The organism is Massilia paldalensis (assembly GCF_044901715.1).
GTDB lineage: Bacteria > Pseudomonadota > Gammaproteobacteria > Burkholderiales > Burkholderiaceae_D > Telluria > Telluria paldalensis.
In genome coordinates this window covers 1-17954 of record NZ_JBJCIU010000002.1, presented here as the reverse complement: position 1 = coordinate 17954, position 17954 = coordinate 1, and the positions used below count along the sequence as shown (strand labels likewise).

The following is a 17954-nucleotide window of genomic DNA, read 5'->3' as shown; positions in this document are numbered from 1 at the left end:
GGTCAGGTCAGCCCAGCTTTTCCTTGAAGAACGCCACCGTCCTCCCCCACGCCAGCTTGGCCGCCGCCTCGTCGTAGCGCGGCGTCGTGTCGTTGTTGAAGCCGTGTTCGACGCCCGGGTAGACGAAGTGCTGGTACGGCACCTTGTTCTCCTTCAGCGCTTCCTCGTAGGCCGGCCAGCCGGCCAGGATGCGCTCGTCCTTGCCCGCGTCGTGGATCAGCAGCGGCGTGCGGATCTTGGCGACCTCGGCGGCGGGCGGCTGGGCGCCGTAGAACGGCACGGCGGCCGCCAGTTCAGGCAGCTGGGTCGCGAGGTAGTTGGCGATGCCGCCGCCGTAGCAGAAGCCCACTACCCCGACCTTGCCGCTCGCCTGCGGCAGCTTCTCCAGCGCCTGCGCGGCAGCGACGAAGTCGGCGCGCGTCTTGGCCTGGTCCAGCTTGGGGAACAGGGCGCGTGCGCTGTCCTCGTCGCCCGGATAGCCGCCCAGCGGGAACAGTGCGTCCGGCGCGAACGCGATATAGCCTTCCAGCGCCACGCGGCGCGCGATGTCCTCGATGTGCGGATTCAGGCCGCGGTTCTCGTGCACGACGAGGATCGCCGGCGGCTTGCGCTTGGCATTGGCGGGCATCACGAGGTAGCCGCGCAGCTTGCCGTAGCCCTGCGGCGACGGGAATTCCTGGTAGCTCGTCTTCAGGCGCGCGTCCTGCGGCGCGACCAGCGGGGCGGCGAACGATGGCGACAATTGCGCCAGCAGCGTGGCGGCCGGCGCGGGCGAGGAAATCGCGGCGCGACAGCTGGCCGTGCACGTAGCCGTCGAAGAGTTTCAGGACTTCGGGGTCGAAGTCGTCTGCGGTCAAGCGCGTCATGGGCGTCTCCTGGAAAGGGTTCCCCATGAGCATACCGCGTATTGTCTCGTTTTGATGCATTGACAACGCTTGCCGACGATTTGCGCGGCAGCGCGCGGCGGCGTAAAATAGTTAGGTAGCCTAACTATATTTCACGATGACAAGGAACGAACCGAGCGAACGCGCGCTGGCGCTGTCCGAGGAGCTGCGGTCCGCGTTCAAGCGCCTGATGCGCGAGATGCGCCAGGACGCCGCGCGCCAGGACACGGGCCTGTCCCTGCTGCAGACCATGCTGCTGGCCGCCATCGGCGAGCATCCCGGCATCGGCGTGGCCGAGCTGGCGCGCCTGCAGCAGGTGCGCAGCCCCACCATGAGCGCCCAGGTCAAGACGCTGGAGGTGGCCGGCCTGGTCGAACGCGCCCTGCCCGATCCGGACGACCGCCGTCGCACGGGCCTGCAATTGTCCGCCGCCGGCGAGCAACGCCTGCAGGCGCTGCGCAGTGACCGCCTGGACTGGCTGGCGCGGCGCGTCGCCCGCCTCAGCCCCCACCAGCTGGATGCGCTCGCCGCCGCCATCGAACCCTTGAACCTGATCGCCGAACCATGACCCAGACCCTTTCCCACGACGTACCGCCGCAGGCGACGCCGAGCGAAATCCGCGCCGTCTACCTTGCGCTGATGGCCGTGCTCGGCCTGGGCGCGCTCGACCAGAGCATCGTCGCCACTGCCCTGCCGCGCATCGTCGGCGACCTGGGCGGCATGGCCCACCTGTCCTGGGTCGTCACCGCCTATGTGCTCGCCTCCACCGCCACCATGCCCCTGTACGGCAAGCTGGCCGACCAGTACGGGCGCCGGCCGATGGTGTTCACGGCGCTCATCACCTTCCTCGTCGGCTCGGTGCTGTGCGGCCTGGCCCAGGACATGACGCAGCTGATCGTGTTCCGCGCCATCCAGGGCCTGGGCTCGGGCGGCTTCATGCCGCTGGCGCAGATCATCATCGCCGACCTCGTCACGCCGGCGGAGCGTGCCCGGCGCCAGGGCTCGATCGCCATCGTGTTCGCCGTTACCAGCGTGCTCGGCCCCGTGCTGGGCGGCGTGATGACGGACTTGCTGTCCTGGCACTGGATCTTCTACATTAACCTGCCCGTGGGCGCCGTCGCGCTGTACGCCATCGCCACGACGCTGAAGAAGCCGGTCGCCACGCAGTCGCACCGCATCGACTACCTGGGCTCCGTGCTGATGACGGGCACCATCGTCTCCCTGCTGCTGATCCTGGCGCTGGGCGGCACCGAGTGGCCGTGGGACGCGCCCCAGATCAAGGTGTGCGCGGCATTGACGGCGGTGCTGGGCACCTGGCTCGTGTTCCACCTGCGCCGCGCGGCCGAGCCCGTGCTGCCGCCGGACCTGTTCGACAACCGGGTATTCAACGTGGCCAGCATCGTGATGGCGCTGACCTTCATGGGCCTGATGGGCGCCAGCGTGTTCTTCCCGATCTTCTTCCAGCTCGTGATGGGCAGCAGCCCGGCCAGCTCCGGCATGCTGACGGTGCCGATGATGGTCGGCATGATCATCGCCTCGACCGTCAACGGCCGCGTGCTGGCGCCGCTGAACCGCTACAAGGCCGTGCAGGTGTACGGCGTGGCCGCCGCCGTGGTCGCCTTCGGCGTGCTGGCCTGGGCCATGGAGACGGGGCGCGGCTTCTGGTACATCGAACCGGCGATCTTCCTGCTGGGCGCGGGCCTGGGCCTGGTGATGCCGAACATGACCATCGTCGTCCAGTACGCGCTGCCGCTGGCGCGGCGCGGCGTGGGCACGGCGATGCTGACCTTCTTCCGCTCGCTCGGCGGCCTGCTCGGCGTGACGGGTTCCGGCGCCATACTGGCCCACCGCCTGCACGCCGCCGGCGTCGACGCGGCCGCCAGCGCCGGCAGTCATACCGTGCTGGTGCCGGCGCTGCGCGACGTCTACCGCCACGCCATCGCCAGCGTGTTCGGCGCCGGCACGGCCATCGTGCTCGTCGCGCTGCTGCTGATGTGGTTCCTGCCGGACGTGCAAATGAACACGACGTCAAGCACCACCCCACCCAAGTCTTGATCTTCTTAAAACCGGGGTCAGAGCCCGATTTTTGGCAATTTCCCAAAATCGGGCTCTGACCCCGGCTCTGACCCCGGTTCGATATTGGATCAGCGCGGACAGCGGTATTTGTTATTATTGGCATAACGCAAATAACCGGATGTCCCGATGATGCTGTCGCGGTACCTGCCTCACCTGTTTGCCCTCGTCCTCGCGCCGGCGCTCGTCGCTTGCGTGGCCGCGCCGGTCCTGCCGGGCAGCTATCCGCTCAGGCCGCAGCAGAGCGCCACGCTGGCGCGCGACCTCACCATCACCTACGACAGCTTCAGCGACAGCCGCTGCCCGCCGAACGCCCAGTGCATCTGGGCCGGACGGCTCGTGTTCCGCTTCATCATCGACGGGCGCGGCGGCGTCCAGGAAATCACGCTGGGGCCGGACCATCCGTCGGCCAGGCCGCCCATCCTGCGCGGCGCCACCATCGCGCTCGACATGGCGACGATTCCGCCCGCGCGCGCCGTCGGCACCATGCGGCCCAGCGACGCCATGCCCGTCACGCTCAAGGTCACGCCACCATGAGCGTCATGACGACCACCCACTTTTCCTTCCTTTCATGACCATATCGAACCGCGCGCCCCGCGCCCTCGCCTGCGGGCTGATCCTGTCCATCGTCCTCGCGCCGCCGCTCGCGCTCGCCAAGTCGCCCGTTGCGACCGGTACGGGCGGCGCCGTCGCCACCATCAGCGAAAAGGCGTCCGAATCGGCGCTGGCCATCCTCAACAAGGGCGGCAACGCCATCGATGCCGCCGTGGCGGCCGCCGCCACGCTGGGCGTGACCGATCCGTTCAGCTGCGGCATCGGCGGTGGCGGCTTCATGGTCATCTATCTCGCCAAGGACAAGCGCGTGATCACCATCGACCACCGCGAGACGGCGCCGGCCTCGTTCAGCCCGTCGGTGTTCGTCGAGAACGGCCGGCCCGTCGACTTCGACACGGCCGTCGCCAGCGGCGCCGCGGTCGGCGTGCCGGGCACCGTGCGCGGCTGGCACGAGGCGCTGGAACGCTACGGCACCATGTCCTTCAAGCAGGTGCTGGCGCCGGCGATCGGGGTCGCCACCAAGGGCTTCACCGTCAGCCCGACGTTCAACAAGCTGGTCAGCGAGAATGAAAAGAAATTCCAGCAGTTTTCCACGACTACCCGCCTCTACCTGAAGGACGGCAAGGCGCTGCCGGCCGGCACCGTGGTCAAGAACCCGGACCTGGCCAAGGCCTATCGCGAGATCGCCGCGCGCGGCTATAAAGCGTTCTATGCCGGCCCGATGGCCCAGGCGATCGTCGCCGCCGTCAACCGTCCGCCGATGGCGGGCAACGCGCAGGTGCGTCCGGGCACGATGAGCCTGGCGGACCTGGCCAACTACGAGGCGCGCATCCGCCAGCCGGTGCGCTCGACCTACCGCGACTACGACCTGTACGGCATGCCCCTGCCCAGCAGCGGCGGCGTGACGGTGGCCGAGGCGCTGAACATTCTGGAAGGCTTCGATCTGAAATCGCTGCCGCGCGAGCAGGTCGAACACCTGTACCTGGAAGCGAGCCGCCTCGCGTTTGCCGACCGCAACGCCTACCTGGCCGACCCGGAATACGTCGACGCGCCCATCGAGGGCCTGCTGTCGAAGCAGTTCGCCGCCCAGCGCCGCTCGCTGATCCGCCAGGACCGCGCGGCGGCCGGCGCCGTCCACGCGGGCGACCCGTTCCTGTACGAGAACGACCAGAGCTTCCCGCTGCGCCCGCAGGCCAACCTGATCCAGAAGGAAGGCACGCACACGACCCACCTGGCCGTCTCCGACAAGGACGGCAACGTGGTCGCCTACACCTTCACCATCGAATCCTGGGGCGGCAGCGGCATCGTGGTGCCGGGCTACGGCTTCCTGCTCAACAACGAGATGACGGACTTCGACTTCACGGGTCCGGCGCCGAACATCCCGGAAGCGGGCAAGCGTCCGCGCAGCAGCATGGCGCCGACCATCGCCTTCAAGGACGGCAAGCCCGCCTTCACCATCGGCAGCCCGGGCGGCGCCACCATCATCACCACCGTGCTGCAGACCATCGTCAACCACGTCGACCTCGGCATGCCCATGGACCAGGCCATCGACGCGCCGCGCCTGTCGCAGCGCAACGGCCGCGAGACCGAGGTCGAACCGGGCTTCTCCGATACCGCCCAGGCCCGGGCGCTGGAGAAGTTCGGCCACAAGTGGGCGAGCACGCCGGCACCGGAAGAAATCGGCGCCGCCAATGCCATCGTGTTCAACGAGGACGGCACCGTGACGGCGGTCAGCGAGAGCCGCCGCCACGGCATCGGCGCGGCGCTCGTGCAGAAGAAGGCGCACTGAGCCGCCGTAGGGTGGGCACCACATGCCCACCGTGCGCTGGCGTAACGCAAACCTGGTGGGCACATGGTGCCCACCCTACGGGGGGCGTTTAGCCGAGGCGCCCCGCAGGAAACGCCACCGGCGCCGTCACCAGCGTGCTCCAGCCATGGCGCAACTGGAGCGCGCCGACGACCAGGCTGATCGCGATCAGCCAGTACCACGTGTGCGGCAGCAGCGCGCCGGACAGCCAGCCCAGTCCCCCGGCCACGCCCAGCTCGACCAGCGCGAGCACCCCCAGCAGCACGGCGCGCACCACGCCGATCCTGGGCGCATGCGCAAAATCGCCGAACAGGCAGGCCATCGCCACCTGGCCGCCCAGGCAGCACAGTGCGAACTCGCGCAGCACGACGTCGGTCCCGCCGAACAGCGTGCTGATCCACAGTACGACGGCCGTCAGCACGATCCACTGCAGCAAGGCGCCCCGGAGCATCATCGTGCCCAGGCGCCGGTTCAGGAGCGCCCTGTCGCCGGCCAGCGGCGTCAGCAGCAGCAACGCCTGTTCGCCCCGGGTGCGGTCGAGCTGCTGGCGCATGTGCGCGGTGCTGAACGCGATCATGAAGGCCAGCCCGCCCAGGCCGCCCCAGGAGAAGCCCTTGACGAATTCGTGCGTGGAGGCATCGTTGCGCCAGGCGACGAAGAGCCAGGCGACGAGGCTCGTCACCACCAGCAGGACGATGGTCGTGATCCACGCGCTCCAGTGGCCGGTCGGTCCGAATGCATGCATCAGCATCGCATCGGCACGGGGCGCACGGCTGTCGCGGCGCAGGATGGCGCGGTAGACCTTGAGGCCGGGCGTCGTCAGGAAGCCCTCGGACTCCTGCGCCGCGCCCCAGCCGCTCGATGCCATGCGCTCCATGCGCCGGACGCGTTCGCCGCGCGTCTCCAGGTGGCGGTCGCCGGCTGCCGGGTACAGGCGCGCCAGCGCCCATGCCGCCGCGGCGCTGAAGGCGGCAGTCGCGAGCAGCAGCCCGGGCCCGCTGGAGATGGCCTGCACCAGCGGTTCCGGCAGCAGGTGGCGCGACAGCGCCGGCCAGAAACCCGGCAGCACGGTCAGCGTGACGGCCCGGATGTTCCCGGCGCGCATCAGGGCAAAGCCGAGCACATAGCTGCCGACCAGCGCGAAGATCGGCCACTTGCCGGACGCCACGGTGAAGGCCGTCGTGATCAGGAGCCAGCCGCCGATCGCCATCTGCACGAGGCGGCGGCGCTGGCGCGGCAGCAGCCTGGCGTTGGCGGCGGAATTCATGACGACCGCCGACGGCACGAACAGCCAGACCCAGGCGATCGCCAGCCATAGTCCGCCGATCGCCAGCAGCACGCGCAGCAGTGCCAGCACCGGCAGCGTGTGGTCCTGGTACAGGGAGATGCCGCCCATGATGGGGAGCGCCACCAGCAGCAGCAAGGCGAAGCCGGTCAGGAACCTGATGGCGCGGGCGTCGCGCTGGACCGTCGTCAGGTTCCAGATGCGGAGCATGTCGTGCCAGGCGGAAGCAGTCATTTGGCGGCTCCTTCGCGGGTGATTTCGATGAAGAGATCTTCCAGGCTCAGCTTCTCGACGCGCACGCCCGGTTCGCGCACCAGCTGGTCGAGGCCGGCATCTTGCCCCTGCACGATCATGCTGACCATGGCGCCGTCGCGCAGGCGCCGCACCTCTCCCTCGAGCTTGCGGCCTGGCTCCATGGTCGCCGGCACCAGGATGCGGCGCGCGCCTTCCAGCAGCGCATCGGTCTGGCCCTGCAGCGCGATGCGGCCGTCCTTCAGGAAGGCCAGGTCGAAGGCCACCCGTTCGAGGTCCGTCAGGATATGGGTCGAGAACACCACGGTGGTGCCGCGCTCGATGACGTCGTCGACCAGCTCGCGCAGGAATTCGCGCCGGCCCACCGGGTCCAGCGCCGACACCGGCTCGTCCAGGATCAGCAGGTCCGGGTCGTGCGCCAGCGCGCGGATGATCGCCAGGCGCTGCTGCTCGCCGCCGGACATGCGCTTGATCTGCCTGGCGCGCATGTCCGGACCGAAGCCCCAGCGCGACAGCAGCCCTTCGACCTTGGCCGCGTTCCAGCGCGGGTACATGGCCTTGAAGTAGTCCAGCATCTGGTCCGGCGTGAGCCAATCGAACAGGTCCGCCTTCTGCGGCACGTAGCCGATGCGGGCGCGGGCCAGCTCCGACAAGGTCGCCGATTCCTCGCCGAACAGGGCGATGCTTCCGCCGTCGAGTTCGCGCAAGCCCAGCATGCATTCGAGCAGCGTCGACTTGCCGGCGCCGTTGCGGCCCAGGAGGCCGACCACCTGGCCCGGGGCCACCTGCCAATCGAGGCCGTCCAGCACGCGCTGGCTGCCGAAATACTTCGATACCGAGGACATACGGACAAGCGGGGCACTCATGGGTTTTCCTTCAGGATGGTTGCGAACAAGGTCAGGACGGTGTCGGGGTCGAGTTCGAGCTGGCGCGCTTCCAGCGCGGCGCGTTCCAGCGTGGGGCGCAACAGCGCGGCGCGCTCGCCGGCCGGCGCCGGAGCGGAGCGCTCGGCGACGACCATGCCCATGCCGCGCCGGCGCGCCAGCACGCCGTCCATCTCCAGCAAGCCGTAGGCCTTGGAGACAGTCATGGGATTCAGGGCCAGCGCCTGGGCGATCTCGCGCACCGAGGGCATTCCGTCGCCGGGCTGCAGCTGGCCGGCGGCCGCCAGGCGGCGGACCTGCTCGACGAGCTGGCGATAGATCGGCTCGGACGAGCCGGGCGCGATCGAAAACAGGTGGGCGGTATGGGTTTGCATGCTATCTACTGTATTAGTTGATTAATACAGTAGGCACGAAGTGAGGTGGTGTCAAGACATTTGTGCAACGGGGGACCGAACGCTACGTCGCCCCTGCGGAGGCAGGGGCCCAAGATTGCGCGCGCGGCCGCGCACAGAACTTGGGTCCCTGCCTTCGCAGGGACGACGATCGTGGAGGGATCAGGAACGCTGGCGCACCATCTCCACGCCCAGCGCCGCGGCCGCGAAGGCCAGGCCCAGCTTCAGCAGCGTGTGCTGCGACTGCTCCCCGGCGCGATGGCGCTCGCCGTGCACGCCGCTCGGTTCGCGCGGCGGTGCGTACATCGTGCCCGTGGTCCTGGGCGCGCGCTCGGCGCGCCGGCGCCAGGCATCCATGAAGCGGTCCATCAGCGCCGCATTGACGGGATTGGCGAACTCGGCGAGCCTGAGCGCGCTTTCCGGCGCGCCGACCACGGTCGTGTCGCGCGGGCGCCGCGCCACGGCGAGCACGGCGCGCGCCACCTTTTCCGGCGCCAGGGCGCCCGGCGGGAACGACAGGCGCGCGCCCGTGTAATTACCGGCGTGACCCGTCGCCGGCGTGTCGACGAAGGTGGGATAGATGTCGCACACGTGGATGCGTGGATACTTTCGTACCTCACCGCGCAGCGCGGCGGAAAAGCCGCGCAGGCCGAACTTGCTGCCCGCGTACGCGGCCGCATACGGCGAGGTGACGAAGCCGCCCACCGAGATCATGTTGACCCAGATGCCGTGTTGCTGCTTCAGGAAGATCGGCAGCACGGCGTGGGCATCGTTCATGTGGCCGACGAGATTGGTCTCGACGACGGTGCGGTGATCCTCGATGGGCACCTCGTGGTACTTGCCGACCACGCCGATGCCGACGTTGCTGAACCACAGGTCGATCCCGCCCAGCAGGACGCGCGCCTCGTGGGCGAAGCGCTTCACGGCCGCGGCATCCGTGACGTCCACGACGCCGTAGTGCACGCTGCCGCCCACTTCCTCGCAGCGGCGCGCGATGTCTTCCAGCCCTTCCCGGCCGCGCGCGCCCAGTACCAGCCGCGCGCCTTCCCTGGCGAACGCGATCGCCGTGGCGGCGCCGATGCCACTCGATGCGCCCATGATGACCACACGCATGTCCTTCAGCTTCATGTCGTTCCCTTTTTTCAGATTGTCGATGCGGGTCATGATGCACGCTTGCTGAACAAGGGGTCGCTAGGGTGACTTTGGGAAAAAGCTATAGGGAACCCAACAAAAAAAGACGGCCCCACAAGGAGCCGATACAAAAAAATACGGCTCCACAAGGGAGCCGATACATAAAAAGACGGCTCCCGAAGGAGCCGTTAAAGGGCGTGGGCGCCAAGCCGCCCACTACAAACCGCGAAGACGACACATCCGCGGGGTGTTCCGAAAAAACAGAAAAATCAGACGATTACAGGTGCGGCACGATCTGCGGCATCAGCTCGTCGATGGTGCGGCCGGTGCCGTTCTCGCCGATCGCGTGCATCTTCCACTCTCCGTTGTGGCGGTACAGCTTGGCCATGATCTGGGCCGTGTGCGAACCCTGCACCGACAGGTCGTAGCGCGCGATTTCCTGCTGGTTGCTGCTGTTGAAGATGCGGCAGAAAGCGTTCTCCACCGTCGAGAAGTTCTGGCCCGTGAAGCTGTTCACCGTGAACACCAGCGAGCGCACGTGGTCCGGCACGCTGTTCAGGTCGACGTTGATCTGCTCGTCGTCGCCATCGCCCGCGCCGGTGCGGTTGTCGCCCGTGTGCACGATGCTGCCGTCACGGCTCTTCAGCTGGCGGAACCAGACCACGTCGACGGGGCGGTTCGACTCGTCGAACAGCACCACGGACGCATCCAGGTCGACCGCTTCGCCCTTGCCGCCGCCGAAGCCGAAGAAGCCCTTGCTCTTGGCGACGTCCCAGCCGAGGCCCATCGTCACGCGCGACAGCGCGCCGCCCGCTTCCTTCTCCAGCGAGATTTTCTGGCCCTTCTGCAGATTGACGCTCATGGTTGACTCCTATTCAGTAATGCCTGTCACTTCCCCGGTGCCTGCATCCAAGCCTTGAATGCGGTGCGGTTGCGCGAACAGACGTAAATCTTGCCCCGACCCGAGAAGCGCAGGACGATGCCCTCGCCGCTGGTCTGGCTGTTGATCAGGTTGCCCAGGAAGCCGCCGCTGGTGCCGGTGGTCACCGAGACCTCGTACTGCAGCGTGCTGTCCCATGCCACCACGTGCGAGTTGTCGATGATCGCGTCCTTGCCCGGTTCGACTTCCAGTTCGTTCATCGAGCCGAAGCCCGACACCACCACCTGCCCCGTGCCCGAGGTCTCGGTCACGAAGAAGCCGCCGCTGCCGGCGAACAGCGCATTGCCGATGTTCTGGGTGCGCACGCGCAGGTCGACGCTGGACGTGGCCGCGACGAAGGCGCCGTCGCTAATGATGTACTGGCGCGGTCCGCAATCGACCACCTGCATGGCGCCCGGCAGCGTGGGCGACAGCAGGCAGTCGCCGTCCCCGCGCGTCGCTTCGATGTGCTGCTGGAAGAAGGACTCGCCGTTGGCGAAGGTGCGCATCAGCGCGCTGCCCAGGCCGCCCTTCATCTTGCCCTTCAGGTCGAGCGTCGATTCCATCATGACCATCGCATCCGATTCGCAGTAGATGGTCTCGCCGCGCTTCATCGATACGTGCAGGAAGGGATCGATGTCCCCGGTCACGGTAAATACTGGCATGTGGTGGCTTCCTTTCAGGCTGCCGCCGCGCCGCTCTGGCGTGGCACGGCAGCAGATAATGTCTAAACCGTTTAGACGTTGACGCCGTAGTTCTTGGCGAGGGGGCCGAGGCCTCCGTTGAAGCCCTGGCCGACGGCGCGGAACTTCCAGTCCGCGCCATTACGATACACCTCGCCGAAGACCATGGCTGACTCGGTCGAGCCGTCTTCCGACAGGTCGTAGCGGGCGATCTCGCTGTTGTTGGCCGCGTTGATGCAGCGGATGAACGCCTTGCCGACCATGCCGAAGTTCTGGCGGCGGGTGTCGCCTTCGTGGATCGTGACGGCCAGCACCACGCGGTCGACGTCGGCCGGGACCTTCGAGAGGTCGATGCTCAGCGTCTCGTCGTCGCCTTCGCCGGCGCCGGTGCGGTTGTCGCCCGAGTGGACCACCGAGCCGTCGCTCGACTTGGCGTTGTTGTAGAAGATGAAGTCGGCATCCGAACGCACCTTGCCCGACTGGTTCAGCCGGAATGCCACGCCGTCCAGGTCGAATGCGGCGCCGTCGGTGGCGCGCACGTCCCAGCCCAGGCCCAGTTTCAGGCTGGACAGGCCCGGCGCTTCCTTCGACAGATTGACGTTGCCGCCTTTTTGCAAGCTGATTGCCATGATGTGTATCTCCTTCAATATATGAATGGATGCTGCTGTTCGAACACCTGATACTGCTGCTCTGCGGCGAGCGGGTGTTCATTCGTTCGCCGCGGGTCCCTTGCCTGGTGGGCATGTGATGCCCACCCTACGTCGGGCGGTTCGTAGGGTGGGCACCACGTGCCCACCATGACCGGCCACCTTATTTCACCGACGCCACTTCCTTGTGCACGCCCAGCGCTTCCTGCTGCTTGCGGTACCGGATCGACGACCACACGGAGGCGCCGATGAAGGCCACGCCCGCCAGGCCGGTGATCAGTTCGGGCACGTGGAACTTCATGCTTGCCAACATGATCACTGCCAGGATGCCGATCGCGTAGTGGGCGCCGTGCTCCAGGTAGACGAACTGGTCGAGCGTGCCCTTTTCCACCAGGTACACCGTCAGCGAACGCACGAACATCGCGCCGATCGCCAGGCCCAGCATGATGATCACGACGTCGTTGGTGATCGCGAAGGCGCCGATCACGCCGTCGAAGCTGAACGATGCATCCAGCACTTCCAGGTACAGGAAGCCGCCGATACCGCCACGCTTGACCATCTCGCCGACCTCGCCGCCGCCCTCTTCCGAGCCTTCCAGCAGGTTCGACAGCACGTCCACGCCGACGTAGATCAGGATGCCCCACAGGCCCGAGATCAGCACGACCATCTTCTGCGCTTCCGGCACCAGCGAGAGCGAAGCCATCAGGGCGCCGATCGCGACCATCACCGAGATCGAGGACACCTTGCCCAGCGCGCCGAGCTTCTCTTCGACGTGGCCCAGCCAGTGGTGTTCCTTCTCGTCGTCCAGCAGGAAGTTCAGGAACACCAGCAGCAGGAACATGCCGCCGAATGCCGCCACTTCAGCGTGGTGGTTGGTCAGGTGCTGCGAATATGCCTTCGGGTTTTCCAGCGCCAGCTTCCAGACGTCCGCCAGGCCCAGGTCCGCCGCCACCGCGACGATCACGAGCGGGAACAGCAGCCGCATGCCGAATACGGCGATGATGATGCCCACGCCCAGGAACAGCTTCTTCCAGAACTCGTCCCAGTCGCGCAGCACGGAGGCGTTGACGACGGCGTTATCGAAGGACAGCGACACCTCCATGACGGCCAGGATCGACGCGATGCCGACCGCGGATACCATGCCGGTCAGCCCGCCATGTTCGTAGCCCCACCAGCCCGAGCCGATCAGGCACAGGGCGGTGACGATGAATGAAATACGGAAATGCTTCATATGCTTGGCCCGTTGCGATGAGAGTTATCTATGTTGTTGACAAGGCGCAGTGTAGAGGGGTGCATCAAATCAAAAAAGCGAAGATAATGTGATCATTACTTCGGAAAAACCTTAAGATTGGATGGTTCGATGAAAAGCGACATCAACTTCCGCCACCTGTTCTACTTCTGGGTCGTGGCCAAGGAAGGCGGCATCACCCGCGCCGCCGAGCGCCTGCACCTGGCCGTGCAGACCATCAGCTCGCAGCTGACGCTGCTGGAACAATCGCTGGGCAAGACGCTGTTCTCGCAGCAGGGCCGGCGCCTCGTGCTGACCGAGGCGGGCCGGCTCGCGCTCGGCTATGCCGACCAGATCTTCCTGCTGGGCGAGCAGATGCAGGAAGCCCTGAACGAGGCGGACAGCGGCCGCATCCGCCTGACGGTGGGCATTTCCGACTCGCTGCCGAAACTGTCCGCCTACCGCATGCTGGAAGCGGCGATGGGCATCGACAAGAAGGTCCACCTGGTCTGCTACGAAGACCAGTTCGAGGCGCTGCTGGCCGAACTGGCGCTGCACAAGCTGGACGTGGTGCTGACCGACCGCGAGGTGCCGTCCGGCAGCGCCATGAAGGTGTTCAGCCACCGCCTGTTCGACAGCGAGATGCTCGTCGTAGGCACGAAGGCGCTGGCCGACACCTACCGCGAAGGCTTCCCGGACAACTTGAACGGTGCGCCCTTCCTGCTGCCGGCACGGAATAATGCCCTGCGCGGCAAGATCGACGAATGGCTGATGGCGCACCGCGTCCACCCGGACGTGGTCGGCGAATTCGAGGACAACGCCCTGCTGAACACCTTCGGGCGGCGCGGCCTGGGCCTGTTCTTCGCTCCCGCCGCCCTCGCGAACGAGATCGCCGAGCAGTTCCAGGCCATCGAGATCGGCAGGGCATCCGGCGTGCGCGAACAGTTCTATGCGATCTCGAACGACCGCAAGATCCAGCACCCGGCCGTCGAGGCGATCCTGGCCACGGCACAAAAAGGGAACCGCGCAGCGGCTTGAACTACAATGAATGCTGGCTTTGCCTCTTTATCAACAACCGGGGCCGCGCGAATCACCAAGCGGGGTCCTTGAACACTGTTTATGCAAAACGTCTTGTTCGTCGTTCTGGCGCTGTTTCTCGTGGCCCTGAACGGCTTCTTCGTGGCAGCCGAATTCGGCATCGTCACGCTACGCAAAACGCGCGTGCGCGCGATCGCGAAAACCGGCGGCCTGCGCGGCCGTATCCTCTTCAAGGTCCACAGCCAGCTCGACGCCTACCTGTCGGCCTGCCAGCTCGGCATCACCCTCGCCTCGCTGGGCCTGGGCTGGGTGGGCGAACCGGCCTTCGCCAGCCTGCTCGAACCCGTGTTCTCGCTGGTCGGCGTGACCAACGAAAAACTCATCCACGGCGTCTCCTTCGTCGTGGCCTTCAGCGTCATCTCCTTCCTGCACATCGTCGTGGGCGAACTGGCGCCGAAGTCGCTGGCGATCCGCGTGCCGGAAGCGGTGGGCCTGTGGAGCGCCCTGCCCCTGTACGCGTTCTACTGGGCGATGTACCCGGCCATCTGGCTGCTCAACGGCAGCGCCAACCTGGTGCTGCGCATCGCCGGCCTGTCGGGCGTGGGCGGTCACGAGACCCATTACTCCAACGAGGAACTGAAGATGATCCTGCGTGCCAACACGGGCACGCCGAGCGAGCGCTTCACCTCGGACGAGCGCCACATCCTGGCCCAGTCGCTGGAATTCGGCCAGCGCACCGTGTCCGACCTGATGCGCCCCATTAACGAGGTCAGCGCGCTGTATGCGAGCAAGACCCTCGTGCTGAACCTGGAGACGATGCGCCGCAACCGCTTCTCGCGCTATCCCTACTTCGACGAGGAAGGCGAGGAAGTGCTGGGCGTGATCCACCTGAAGGACCTGTTCTTCGCCGAGCAGGCCGGCAAGGAGATCACCGACCTGTCGGACTACCTGCGTCCCGTGGAGACCTACTCGGCGCGCACGCCGGCCATCGAACTGTTCCGCCGCTTCCGCAGCGGCGCCCCCCACTTCGCGCTGATCGGCGAAAAAGGCAAGCGCCCCGTCGGCTTCGTCACGCTGGACAACCTGCTGGGCGCCATCGTCGGCGAGATCCGCGACGAATTCCGCCTCAACGAGAACGACTGGATCAGCCAGGGCGACGGCACCTACATCGGCAAGGCCAGCCTGCCGATCGTCTCGCTCGAGCGCGTGCTCGGCATCGACATCAACAACGAGGAGATGGGCCTCGACGAGGTCGAATCCGTCGGCGGCCTGTTGATGGCCAAGCTGGGCGACATCCCCAAGCAGGGCCAGCGCATCGAATTTCCGAAATTCGACGTCGTGGTCAAGAAGACCAATGGGCCGCGCATCCTGCTCGTGAAGGTGATTCCGCAGCTGGAGCGGGGGCTGGACGAGGACGAGCTGGACTGATCGCGCGACGGCGATTGGCCCGACCCCATCGGTTTTCCGGGCAGCGGCACGCGCCCGCTATACTGGCGCGATGGACCTGTACCGCGAATTCGCGCCGCATCCCCTGCTCGCCGGCCACGTCGCCTGCCTGTGGACCAGCCGCGCGCGGCCGCAAGGCGTTCCCGTCCGCCGCCGCATCCTGCCCGACAACTGCATCGACATCCTGTGGCAGGACCGCGCCCCCGCCGGCTTCGTCGCCGGCATGATGTCCCGCTCCCACCTGTTCGAGGCCGACGCGCCCGTGCTGACCGTCGCCGTGCGCTTCCTGCCCGGCGCCGCCCGCGCCTTCTTCGACCTGCCGCTGCACCTGCTGCAGGACGATCATCCGTCCCTGGATGCGCTGTGGCCGCGCCATGAAACGGACGCGCTGGCGGCGGCGCTGTGGGAACGCGAGCTGACCGTGCGGGCGCGGCTGTCCATCATCGAAAAGGCGCTGCTGGCACGCCTGCGCCTGGGCTCTCGGCTACCTGCGGACCGGCTCGTGCGCGCGGCGGTGCGCCGCATCGAGGAGACGCATGGGGCCGTGCGCATCGAAGACCTCGCGCGTGCGCTGGGCGTCTCGCGCCAGCACCTGGCGCTGCAGTTTCGCGAACGGGTCGGCTTGAACGCGAAGGCCTTTGCCATGGTCAGCCGTTTCGGCAAGGCGAGCCATGCGGCCCGCACGGCCGGCCCCGGTGCCGACTGGGCCGCGCTCGCGCTCGACTGCGGCTATTACGATCAATCCCACCTGATCCACGAATTCCGCCTGCTGGCGGGGACGACGCCTGCCGGCTTCGTCGCGTGAGACGTTCGCCGCGAACGGCCGATGAAGTCGCGTGCTTGGAAAGCCGGTACGCTGGACTGAACCGCCTACCTCTTCGGTGTGAGCATCAGGAGCCGGCCGCGCGGACCGTCCTCCAGCAGCCATAGGGCGCCGTCCGGCCCCGTACGAACGGCGCGGATGCGTTCGCCCATGTCCCAATGGTCCACCTTGCTCGCGTTCTCGCCATCGAGGGCGATGCGGTCCAGCGACTTGCCCGAGAGACCGGTGATGAAGAGCGAATTTTTCCACTTCGGGAACAGGTCCGCATTGTAGTAGGCGAGGCCGCCTGGCGAAATGGCCGGATTCCAGGACACTTTCGGCGCCTCGAAGCCGTCGCCGGGCGCGTGGTCGGGAATGTCCCGGCCGTCATAGTGGTTGCCATTCGACGCTTTCGGCCAGCCATAGTTGAGCCCTGGCTTGATCAGGTTGATCTCGTCGCCATGGCGCGGTCCCATCTCCATTTCCCACAGGCGTCCCTGCCCGTCGAAGGCCACGCCCAGCAGATTGCGGTGGCCATACGACCAGACGGCGGGATGGAAGCCCTTGGCCGCGAGCGGGTTGCCGGCAGCTGGCGTGCCGTCGAGGTTCAGGCGCAGCACCTTGCCGAGCGTCGACCCAGGGTCCTGCGCCGGATCGAAAAGCTGGCGGTCGCCACTGGTGAAGAAGAGAGACTTGCCATCGGGCGAGAAGCCGATACGGCCAGAATAGTGCCCGCCAGTCGAAGCAGCCTGGCCGCGGAAAATGACCTTCGTATCCTTGAGCGTGCCGCCTGCCTGATCCAGTGTCGCCGTGGCGAGCACGACCCGGCTGTCGGCACCGGGACCCGCCTCGGAGTAGCTGAAGTAGAGCAGCTTGCTGGCTGCGAAATCGGGAGCGGGCACGACGTCCATGAGCGCACCCTGGCCCTTGCTGCTGACGGCGGGTGTGCCGGACACTGTCCGCCGGGTGCCGGTTGCGGGATCGAACAGGATCATCGCTCCTTCCTTTTGCGTCACCAGCACGTTGCCGTTCGGCAGGAATGCCATGGCCCATGGGCTCGTGAATGTGCCGACCGGTTTGACCTCGAAAGGCAGGCCGCCGGTCGCGATTGCACTGGCCCGCGCGTTCGCGGCCGGACCGGCGGCAAACGCGAGCAGGGTGAGCGAGAAAGTGGAGGCAAGGCTGAGCATGTTCGAATTCATGTTCCAGATCTCCATTCGCGGCTGATGCCAAGTTATCGAGGCGAAAGGTATGCCAATGTGCGCCGGGCCGGAATGTACACCATGACCGCGTGCGCCCACGTCGCCCCCGCGCCGCCAAGCATGCGCCAGCGCTGTCGGTCCGAAGGGCGCCAGGAAGTGTAGAGCAAAACGCCCATTGCAGACGCTGCGCTGGTCGAAGCGGGTCGCTCTGCGCCTCGGGCGGGCGGCCTGCAGTGGCACGCGACGGCGGCGCGGCTTCCATCGAACGGGAATGCGGAACATCAAAGTGGAATTATTCTCGATTGAGAACGAAGTTGACGCGGACGAACGTCGCGCTGACATCAGGCCTCCAACCATGGCTGAGTACATCATGGTCATCTCGACATATGGGGGAGCGGCTGTGCTGGCTGCGCGTCGAGCAAATAAATTGGAGGCACACCGAAGCCTTCTCGTCTTGTCGGCTGTGGATCGACAGCGGCCTATAGTGACAGTCCGAGACTTTTCCAGCTCAGCAACCTGCTATGCTGAGCCGAACGGTCGGGTTCGGTCAGGAACGGGCGCTAGGCTTGGTTAGGTACACGCAAGCGTCTCACAATTTTCTGAATCGCCCCGGCTTTCGTGGAGGCCGGTTAGTGTGAGTCAGACCGGGAGGGCCTGACTGCTCAACTGCTTGTAATAGTTTGCCTCAGCTTCTGCCGGCGGTATATAGCCGAGTGGTTCAAGCAG

At 66.6% G+C, this 17954-nt stretch carries 17 protein-coding genes and 1 pseudogene; 7 read left to right on the top strand and 11 right to left on the bottom strand.

From position 1 onward, the window contains the following. Positions 1-7: 7 nt before the first annotated feature. Complete coding sequence (locus ACI1V7_RS09880) at positions 8-742, bottom strand: dienelactone hydrolase family protein (RefSeq protein WP_404531594.1); 735 nt, start codon at positions 740-742, stop codon at positions 8-10. A gap of 67 nt (positions 743-809) precedes the next feature. Further along, positions 810-866: pseudogene (locus ACI1V7_RS28360) on the bottom strand (hypothetical protein); the annotation flags it as partial. Positions 867-1002: 136 nt separating this feature from the next. On the opposite strand from ACI1V7_RS28360, the gene ACI1V7_RS09875 reads away from it, so the two are divergent. The 4 genes from ACI1V7_RS09875 (at position 1003) to ggt (ending at position 5301) form a co-directional block, all read left to right on the top strand. Beyond that, on the top strand, positions 1003-1452 hold the full coding sequence (locus tag ACI1V7_RS09875) for a MarR family winged helix-turn-helix transcriptional regulator (RefSeq protein ID WP_404531593.1): 450 nt from the start codon (positions 1003-1005) through the stop codon (positions 1450-1452). After that, complete coding sequence (locus ACI1V7_RS09870; protein ID WP_404531592.1) at positions 1449-2939, top strand: MDR family MFS transporter; 1491 nt, start codon at positions 1449-1451, stop codon at positions 2937-2939. Before ACI1V7_RS09875 ends, ACI1V7_RS09870 begins: the two co-directional genes overlap by 4 nt. A gap of 147 nt (positions 2940-3086) precedes the next feature. Beyond that, the gene (locus ACI1V7_RS09865) at positions 3087-3494 is read left to right on the top strand and encodes a hypothetical protein (protein WP_404531591.1); all 408 of its coding nucleotides are present in this window, start codon (positions 3087-3089) and stop codon (positions 3492-3494) included. Positions 3495-3528: 34 nt separating this feature from the next. Next, positions 3529-5301 (top strand): gamma-glutamyltransferase, encoded by a 1773-nt coding sequence (gene ggt / locus ACI1V7_RS09860; protein WP_404531590.1) that lies wholly within the window; start codon positions 3529-3531, stop codon positions 5299-5301. Positions 5302-5389: 88 nt separating this feature from the next. On the opposite strand, the gene ACI1V7_RS09855 is transcribed toward ggt, so the two are convergent. The 8 genes from ACI1V7_RS09855 to ACI1V7_RS09820 all read right to left on the bottom strand — a co-directional run bounded on the left by ACI1V7_RS09855 (position 5390) and on the right by ACI1V7_RS09820 (position 12743). Then, on the bottom strand, positions 5390-6838 hold the full coding sequence (locus tag ACI1V7_RS09855; RefSeq protein WP_404531589.1) for a hypothetical protein: 1449 nt from the start codon (positions 6836-6838) through the stop codon (positions 5390-5392). Further along, positions 6835-7722, bottom strand: coding sequence for an ABC transporter ATP-binding protein (locus ACI1V7_RS09850; RefSeq protein ID WP_404531588.1), 888 nt, complete (start codon positions 7720-7722; stop codon positions 6835-6837). Before ACI1V7_RS09850 ends, ACI1V7_RS09855 begins: the two co-directional genes overlap by 4 nt. Then, positions 7719-8114, bottom strand: coding sequence for a GntR family transcriptional regulator (locus ACI1V7_RS09845; RefSeq protein ID WP_404531587.1), 396 nt, complete (start codon positions 8112-8114; stop codon positions 7719-7721). The genes ACI1V7_RS09850 and ACI1V7_RS09845 overlap by 4 nt, the downstream gene beginning before the upstream one ends. A gap of 180 nt (positions 8115-8294) precedes the next feature. Continuing rightward, the gene (locus tag ACI1V7_RS09840; protein WP_404531586.1) at positions 8295-9296 is read right to left on the bottom strand and encodes an SDR family oxidoreductase; all 1002 of its coding nucleotides are present in this window, start codon (positions 9294-9296) and stop codon (positions 8295-8297) included. A 244-nt stretch (positions 9297-9540) separates the two neighbouring features. Continuing rightward, positions 9541-10125: a TerD family protein gene (locus ACI1V7_RS09835; RefSeq protein ID WP_404531585.1), complete on the bottom strand. Its 585-nt coding sequence runs from the start codon at positions 10123-10125 to the stop codon at positions 9541-9543. 26 nt (positions 10126-10151) lie between these two features. After that, complete coding sequence (locus ACI1V7_RS09830; protein ID WP_404531584.1) at positions 10152-10847, bottom strand: TIGR00266 family protein; 696 nt, start codon at positions 10845-10847, stop codon at positions 10152-10154. Between the two features lie 71 nt (positions 10848-10918). Further along, entirely contained in the window at positions 10919-11494 is a 576-nt protein-coding gene (locus tag ACI1V7_RS09825) for a TerD family protein (protein ID WP_404531583.1), read from the bottom strand. Positions 11495-11675: 181 nt separating this feature from the next. Next, on the bottom strand, positions 11676-12743 hold the full coding sequence (locus ACI1V7_RS09820) for a DUF475 domain-containing protein (RefSeq protein ID WP_404531582.1): 1068 nt from the start codon (positions 12741-12743) through the stop codon (positions 11676-11678). Between the two features lie 129 nt (positions 12744-12872). Here ACI1V7_RS09820 and nhaR point away from each other — a divergent pair, with 129 nt between their 5' ends. The 3 genes from nhaR (at position 12873) to ACI1V7_RS09805 (ending at position 16029) form a co-directional block, all read left to right on the top strand. Continuing rightward, positions 12873-13778 carry a transcriptional activator NhaR gene (gene nhaR, locus ACI1V7_RS09815; RefSeq protein WP_404531581.1) on the top strand — a complete coding sequence of 302 codons (906 nt, stop codon included), beginning with the start codon at positions 12873-12875 and terminating at the stop codon, positions 13776-13778. A gap of 81 nt (positions 13779-13859) precedes the next feature. Beyond that, positions 13860-15206, top strand: coding sequence for a hemolysin family protein (locus ACI1V7_RS09810; protein ID WP_404531580.1), 1347 nt, complete (start codon positions 13860-13862; stop codon positions 15204-15206). Positions 15207-15276: 70 nt separating this feature from the next. After that, positions 15277-16029, top strand: a complete 753-nt coding sequence (locus tag ACI1V7_RS09805; protein ID WP_404531579.1) for a DUF6597 domain-containing transcriptional factor — start codon at positions 15277-15279, stop codon at positions 16027-16029. Between the two features lie 65 nt (positions 16030-16094). Here the strand turns inward: ACI1V7_RS09805 and ACI1V7_RS09800 are convergent, their stop codons facing one another. Beyond that, positions 16095-17228, bottom strand: a complete 1134-nt coding sequence (locus ACI1V7_RS09800; RefSeq protein WP_404531578.1) for a PQQ-dependent sugar dehydrogenase — start codon at positions 17226-17228, stop codon at positions 16095-16097. Positions 17229-17954: the final 726 nt, after the last annotated feature.